This is a genomic window from Streptomyces sp. NPDC057694 (assembly GCF_042799415.1).
In the GTDB taxonomy this organism is placed as follows: Bacteria; Actinomycetota; Actinomycetes; order Streptomycetales; family Streptomycetaceae; genus Streptomyces.
The window spans coordinates 193,761-199,817 of sequence record NZ_JBHVIX010000016.1 but is presented as its reverse complement, the minus strand read 5'-3'; the positions used below and the strand labels follow the sequence as shown (position 1 = coordinate 199,817).

Annotated in this window: 6 protein-coding genes and 5 tRNA genes; 1 reads left to right on the top strand and 10 read right to left on the bottom strand. The window is 68.1% G+C overall.

The window, feature by feature from the left end; all coding sequences use genetic code 11:
- Positions 1–188: 188 nt before the first annotated feature.
- The 4 genes from ACFVDP_RS29705 to leuC form a co-directional block, all read right to left on the bottom strand.
- Positions 189–875 carry an HU family DNA-binding protein gene (locus ACFVDP_RS29705; RefSeq protein ID WP_383496167.1) on the bottom strand — a complete coding sequence of 229 codons (687 nt, stop codon included), beginning with the start codon at positions 873–875 and terminating at the stop codon, positions 189–191.
- Between the two features lie 132 nt (positions 876–1,007).
- Positions 1,008–1,247: a hypothetical protein gene (locus ACFVDP_RS29700; RefSeq protein WP_383496165.1), complete on the bottom strand. Its 240-nt coding sequence runs from the start codon at positions 1,245–1,247 to the stop codon at positions 1,008–1,010.
- Positions 1,248–1,533: 286 nt separating this feature from the next.
- The gene (gene leuD, locus ACFVDP_RS29695) at positions 1,534–2,127 is read right to left on the bottom strand and encodes a 3-isopropylmalate dehydratase small subunit (protein ID WP_383496162.1); all 594 of its coding nucleotides are present in this window, start codon (positions 2,125–2,127) and stop codon (positions 1,534–1,536) included.
- A 6-nt stretch (positions 2,128–2,133) separates the two neighbouring features.
- Complete coding sequence (leuC, locus tag ACFVDP_RS29690; protein ID WP_383496159.1) at positions 2,134–3,567, bottom strand: 3-isopropylmalate dehydratase large subunit; 1,434 nt, start codon at positions 3,565–3,567, stop codon at positions 2,134–2,136.
- A gap of 190 nt (positions 3,568–3,757) precedes the next feature.
- On the opposite strand from leuC, the gene ndgR reads away from it, so the two are divergent.
- Positions 3,758–4,474, top strand: a complete 717-nt coding sequence (ndgR, locus tag ACFVDP_RS29685; RefSeq protein ID WP_324767461.1) for an IclR family transcriptional regulator NdgR — start codon at positions 3,758–3,760, stop codon at positions 4,472–4,474.
- Positions 4,475–4,684: 210 nt separating this feature from the next.
- Here ndgR and ACFVDP_RS29680 read toward each other — a convergent pair.
- The 6 genes from ACFVDP_RS29680 to ACFVDP_RS29655 form a co-directional block, all read right to left on the bottom strand.
- Positions 4,685–4,757, bottom strand: a tRNA-Glu gene (locus ACFVDP_RS29680).
- A 41-nt stretch (positions 4,758–4,798) separates the two neighbouring features.
- Positions 4,799–4,870, bottom strand: a tRNA-Gln gene (locus ACFVDP_RS29675).
- Positions 4,871–4,901: 31 nt separating this feature from the next.
- Positions 4,902–4,974, bottom strand: a tRNA-Glu gene (locus ACFVDP_RS29670).
- A 63-nt stretch (positions 4,975–5,037) separates the two neighbouring features.
- Positions 5,038–5,110, bottom strand: a tRNA-Glu gene (locus ACFVDP_RS29665).
- A 42-nt stretch (positions 5,111–5,152) separates the two neighbouring features.
- Positions 5,153–5,224, bottom strand: a tRNA-Gln gene (locus ACFVDP_RS29660).
- Positions 5,225–5,313: 89 nt separating this feature from the next.
- A complete protein-coding gene (locus tag ACFVDP_RS29655) occupies positions 5,314–6,057 on the bottom strand; it encodes an HAD family hydrolase (RefSeq protein WP_383496154.1) in 744 nt (247 codons plus the stop codon).

The following is a 6,057-nucleotide window of genomic DNA, read 5'->3' as shown; positions in this document are numbered from 1 at the left end:
CAACACTTGCTACTGGGGAAAGTTTTCGTCAGGGATGCCACCAACGACCAAACCCACAACAAACACATAGAAGAGGGCGACCCCCCCCCCCCGAACACCCCGGGGGCCGGCCCCCCGGGGGGGACCCCGGCCCGGCGCGTGAGCTGCCTCGTGGCGTACGCCCAAGAAGGCGACCTGGAGACCAGGTCCTACTTCTTGCGAGCGGTGGCCTTCTTGGCGGTGGTCTTGCGCGCAGTCGACTTCTTGGCGGGCGCCTTCTTGGCCGTGGCCTTCTTGGCGGGCGCCGTCTTCTTCGCGGTGGCCTTCTTGGCGGTGGCCGCCTTCTTGGCCGGAGCCGCCTTCTTGGCGGTGGTCTTCTTCGCCGTCGCCGTGGCCTTCTTGGCGGTGGCCGTGGCCTTCTTCGCGGTGGCCTTCTTCGCGGCGGCAGCCGTCGTCTTCTTCACGGCGGTGGTCTTCTTCGCCGGGGTGGCCTTCTTCGCGGCGGCCTTCTTGGCGGTCGACGTCTTCTTGGCCGCGGCCTTCTTGACCGTCGCCGAAGCGCCGCCGGTCAGGCTGCCCTTGGGCGCCTTCTTGACCGCGACATCGTTCTTCGGGAGCTTCTTCGAACCCGCGACGAGGTCCTTGAAGCCCTGGCCCGCGCGGAATCGCGGCACCGAAGTCTTCTTGACCCGCACGCGCTCACCCGTCTGCGGGTTACGGGCGTAACGGGCCGGACGGTCGACCTTCTCGAACGAACCGAAGCCGGTGACCGAGACGCGGTCGCCTGCGACCACGGAACGGACGATGGCGTCGAGTACGGCGTCGACGGCCTCAGCGGCCTGCTGACGGCCGCCGACCTTGTCGGCAATCGCTTCTACGAGCTGCGCCTTGTTCACGTCTTCCCCTTCGGAGACATTGCCGGGGCGAATCTCTTTCGACCCGGCTTTTTCGCACGTTAGGCAGATATATACCGCAAATCAAACGCGAAACGGGCTAATCACCCTTGTGCCGCAACGAACTGGGCAGTCTCAGAGTTCCTCTTCAGTGCGAGAGCCCTCGTCGAGGTCGTCGAGGTCCGCCTTGAATCGCTCCAGACGCCTTGCCGCGGCGGCGAGATCGTGTTTGGCCGCGGCCGTAATGGCCAGCAGCTTCCGGGTCAGCGCCATCCGTACGCCCTCCGGGACTTGCAGTGCACGCACTCGGGAGTGCGCTTCCTTGAGTTGGTCCGCGACTTCCGCGTACAGCTGGAGTTGGCCGTCGTGGTCCATGCACAGATTGTGCCATCTGGGGCGAGTTGTCGCCTCCGCAGGGGGTAACTCCCGCCCCACAAGGGCCTCCTGAGCCCTTCCGCAACGCGCCCGCCGGAAGCGGCGCCCCGACCCGCCTACCCCGGGAACACCCTTGGCATTCACGGGAGTTGGAGCCTCGCGAGGGCCGTCCGAGCAGGCCGGCGGGAGGCCTCCGGAGCCGGACACAGAAGTACCCCCAACCGGTGCACGATTGGGGGTACGAGGCCTGTTGAAGTGGCCTGAATAAGCCTTGCCCGGGAGGGGGTCAGACCTGGAGGGTCCGCGGCTTGAAAGAGGGGCGCTTCGCCTCGTAAGCGGCGATGTCCGACTCGTTCTTCAGGGTGATGCTGATGTCGTCGAGCCCGTTCAGCAGGCGCCAGCGGGAATTCTCGTCGAGCTCGAAGGGCGCGGTGATGCCCTCGGCCCGAACTTCCCGCGCCTCCAGGTCGACCGTGATCTCGGCCTGCGGGTCGCTCTCCACGAGCTCCCACAGCGCGTCCACGACCTTCTGGTCCAGAACAACGGTCAGCAGACCGTTCTTCAGGGAGTTCCCGCGGAAGATGTCCGCGAACCGGGAGGAGATCACGGTCTTGAAGCCGTAGTTCTGCAGCGCCCACACGGCGTGCTCGCGCGACGAACCCGTACCGAAGTCGGGACCGGCGACCAGCACCGTGGCACCCTCGCGCTCCGGTTTGTTGAGCACGAACTCGGAATCCTTGCGCCAGGCCTCGAACAGCCCGTCCTCGAACCCGTCCCTCGTCACCTTCTTGAGCCAGTGAGCAGGGATGATCTGGTCGGTGTCCACGTTCGAGCGGCGCAGCGGGACGGCCCGGCCGGTGTGCTTGGTGAATGCTTCCATGACTGATCAGACTCCAGCGGGCGTACGGTCGGCGGGCGCATCCGAGAGGTCCGCCGGGGAGGCGAGGTGGCCCAGCACGGCGGTGGCGGCGGCGACCTGGGGCGAGACCAGGTGGGTGCGGCCGCCCTTGCCCTGCCGGCCCTCGAAGTTGCGGTTGGAGGTGGACGCGGAACGCTCGCCGGGGGCGAGTTGGTCCGGGTTCATGCCCAGGCACATGGAACAGCCCGCGTACCGCCATTCGGCGCCGGCGTCCTTGAAGACCTGGTCCAGGCCCTCGGCTGCGGCCTCCAGACCGACCCGGGCCGAGCCCGGGACGACCAGCATCCGTACGCCGTCGGCGACTTTGCGGCCCTTGACGATGTCGGCGACGGCCCGCAGGTCCTCAATACGGCCATTGGTGCACGAGCCTACGAAGACGGTGTCGACCTTGACGTCGCGCAGCGCCTGACCGGCCTCCAACCCCATGTACTCCAGCGCCTTTTCGGCGGCGAAGCGCTCCGAAGCGTCTTCGTACGAAGCGGGGTCGGGGACGTTGGCCGAAAGGGGCGCTCCCTGGCCGGGGTTGGTGCCCCAGGTGACGAACGGGGACAGCTCATCGGCCTTGATGAAGACCTCGGCGTCGAAGACCGCGTCGTCGTCCGAGCGCAGCGTCTTCCAGTACGCGACCGCGGCGTCCCAGTCCTCGCCCTTGGGGGCGTGCTCACGGCCCTCCAGATAGGCGAACGTGGTCTCGTCCGGGGCAATCATGCCCGCGCGGGCACCGGCCTCGATCGACATGTTGCAGATGGTCATGCGGGCTTCCATCGACAGCTGCTCGATGGCGGAGCCGCGGTACTCCAGGATGTAGCCCTGGCCGCCGCCCGTGCCGATCTTCGCGATGATGGCGAGGATCAGGTCCTTGGCGGTGACGCCCTCGGGCAGTTCGCCGTCGACCGTGATGGCCATGGTCTTCGGGCGGGCCATCGGCAGTGTCTGCGTGGCGAGCACGTGCTCGACCTGCGAGGTGCCGATGCCGAACGCCAGACCGCCGAAGGCGCCGTGCGTGGACGTGTGCGAGTCGCCGCAGACGACCGTCATGCCCGGCTGCGTCAGGCCCAGCTGCGGGCCCACGACGTGCACGACGCCCTGCTCGACGTCGCCCAGGGAGTGCAGGCGCACCCCGAAATCGGCGGCGTTCTTGCGCAGCGTCTCCAGCTGCACGCGCGAGACCGGGTCGGCGATCGGCTTGTCGATGTCGAGGGTCGGGGTGTTGTGATCCTCGGTGGCGATGGTGAGGTCGAGCCGCCGCACCTGGCGACCGGTCTTGCGCAGGCCGTCGAAGGCCTGCGGGCTGGTCACCTCGTGCAGCAGGTGCAGATCGATGAAGAGGAGGTCGGGCTCGCCCTCGGCGCGCCGGACGACGTGGTCGTCCCAGACCTTCTCCGCGAGTGTCCTACCCATCGCTTTCCCTCCGGCCGGCTTGTGGTGCGCCGGCCCAACTAGAGATTCGGGATCGCCGACATCCGTACCCCTCGTACCGGACGTCGGCGGCCGGGCCCGTTCGGTCGGCGGGCCGGTGTGACGTCCAGAGTGGCAAGTTCCACGCGAAATTGAACTTGCGTTTCACAGAGTGAGACGGGAGTATCGACGCATGGACAACAGTAGCGGCGTCGGCGTTCTGGACAAGGCAGCCCTTGTCCTGGGCGCTCTGGAGTCCGGACCCGCGACCCTAGCTGGCCTTGTCGCGGCCACCGGATTGGCAAGACCCACAGCCCATCGCCTGGCGGTGGCCCTGGAGCACCACCGCATGGTGGCCCGCGACATGCAGGGCCGCTTCATTCTCGGCCCGCGCCTCGCGGAACTCTCGGCGGCGGCCGGCGAGGACCGCCTGCTGGCGACCGCGGGCCCGGTGCTCACACATCTGCGGGACGTGACCGGCGAGAGCGCTCAGCTCTATCGCCGCCAGGGCGACATGCGCATCTGCGTCGCCGCGGCGGAGCGGCTGTCCGGCCTGCGGGACACGGTGCCGGTCGGCTCGACCCTCACCATGAAGGCCGGGTCCTCCGCGCAGATCCTGATGGCCTGGGAGGAGCCGGAGCGCCTGCACCGCGGACTCCAGGGCGCCCGCTTCACGGCGACGGCCCTGTCGGGCGTACGGCGCCGCGGCTGGGCCCAGTCGATCGGTGAGCGCGAGCCGGGCGTCGCGTCCGTCTCGGCGCCGGTGCGCGGCCCGTCGAACCGGGTGGTGGCCGCCGTCTCGGTCTCCGGTCCGATCGAGCGCCTGACGCGCCACCCGGGCCGGATGCACGCCCAGGCCGTCATCGACGCCGCGGGCCGTCTGTCCGAGGCGCTGCGCCGCACGGGCTGATCCACAACTCCACTGCACTTTCTGCCAATTCCCGGCCGGTCGCTTCAACGCCGCAGCGACCGGCCGGAGTTGTGTCCGCCGGTCCCCAACTCCCCCGGCGGGCCCACCGGTCGCACGACGCCTCATGAGGCTGTCCGAAGCTGCGCGGAGCCGTCTGGAGCCATACGACAAGAGGCCCTTCCCGCACTCGGGAAGGGCCTCTTCATCTTGTACCCCCGACCGGATTCGAACCGGCGCTACCGCCTTGAGAGGGCGGCGTGCTAGGCCGCTACACAACGGGGGCCTTGCGGATCAGATCCGCGGTTTGCAGATGAGCTCTGCGAGCTGGCCTACCAGGACTCGAACCTAGAATGACGGTACCAGAAACCGTAGTGTTGCCAATTACACCATAGGCCATAGTGGTTTAGACCATATCGGTCCAGACCAGTACCCCCGACCGGATTCGAACCGGCGCTACCGCCTTGAGAGGGCGGCGTGCTAGGCCGCTACACAACGGGGGCCCTAGCGATCCTGCATCAAGGTCGGCGGGAGCTACCCATAGCCGTCCTCGCGGGAAGGATCTGTACCCCCGACCGGATTCGAACCGGCGCTACTGCCTTGAGAGGGCAGCGTGCTAGGCCGCTACACAACGGGGGCTTTGTGGATCTGGAATCCACGGTTGCAGATGAGCTCTGCGAGCTGGCCTACCAGGACTCGAACCTAGACTAACGGAACCAGAAACCGTCGTGCTGCCAATTACACCATAGGCCACCGTGACGCCATCCCCTGGGGGACTTTGCTCGGCTTGCGCTGTCGGGGTCCGGGGCTTTCGGCCCGCTCCCCTCGGCGCAGGAAGAACATTACCTGAAGGTGTCCGGCGCTCCAAAACGGGTATCGCCGACCAGCAGAGAGGGCAGCTGGTCAAGGCCGGTGATACGGGTGAGTTCAGGCCGACCACCCTGCCCCGCGCGGTCCAGCCAGATGCCGGTGAGGCCCGCCTCGACCGCTCCCCTGGCGTCGGTGTCCGGCTGGTCGCCGACGTACGCGACCTCGTGCGGGGCCAGGGACAGCTCCGCGCAGACGGCGTGGAAGGCGGCGGCTTCCGGTTTGGCGACACCGAGTTCGGCCGCGCAGAGCACCGCCTCGAATCGGTCGCGTACGCCGAGGACGCGAAGCTTGCGGTCCTGGTTGTGCAGCGAGGAGTTGGAGAGCACCGCGTGACGGTGGGTGCCGGCGAGGGCGTCGAGGGCCGGCACCGTGTCGGGGAACAGGGACCAGGCCGCCTCGTAGTGCCCGAGGTAGCGGGTGAACCAGGCGTCCGCCTCAGGGTCGGTGAGCATCCGCCCCACGAAAGCCCGCACCCGGTCCCTGCGCTGGTTCTCCCAGTCCGTCTCGCCCGCCTCGAAACGGGCCCAGTGCTCGCGCGTCAGGGCCTTCCAGCGGGTCAGGGCGTGCTCGGCGCTCGCGTAGCTGTCGAGCAGGCCCTCGGTGGTGAGATGGCCCCGCATACCGACCGTGTCCGCGGTGGCGTAGTCGAAGATCGTGTCGTCGATGTCCCAGACGACGGCCTTGATCGAGGAGGGCGGGGGTGCGGTCGGAAGCAT

Bases quoted from the DNA above. Each gene is read 5' to 3' on its own strand.
- ACFVDP_RS29700 (WP_383496165.1), bottom strand. From the start codon at position 1,247: ATGGACCACGACGGCCAACTCCAGCTGTACGCGGAAGTCGCGGACCAA.
- leuD (WP_383496162.1), bottom strand. From the start codon at position 2,127: ATGGAAGCATTCACCAAGCACACCGGCCGGGCCGTCCCGCTGCGCCGC.
- leuC (WP_383496159.1), bottom strand. From the start codon at position 3,567: ATGGGTAGGACACTCGCGGAGAAGGTCTGGGACGACCACGTCGTCCGG.
- ndgR (WP_324767461.1), top strand. From the start codon at position 3,758: ATGGACAACAGTAGCGGCGTCGGCGTTCTGGACAAGGCAGCCCTTGTC.
- ACFVDP_RS29655 (WP_383496154.1), bottom strand. From the start codon at position 6,057: ATGCTTCCGACCGCACCCCCGCCCTCCTCGATCAAGGCCGTCGTCTGG.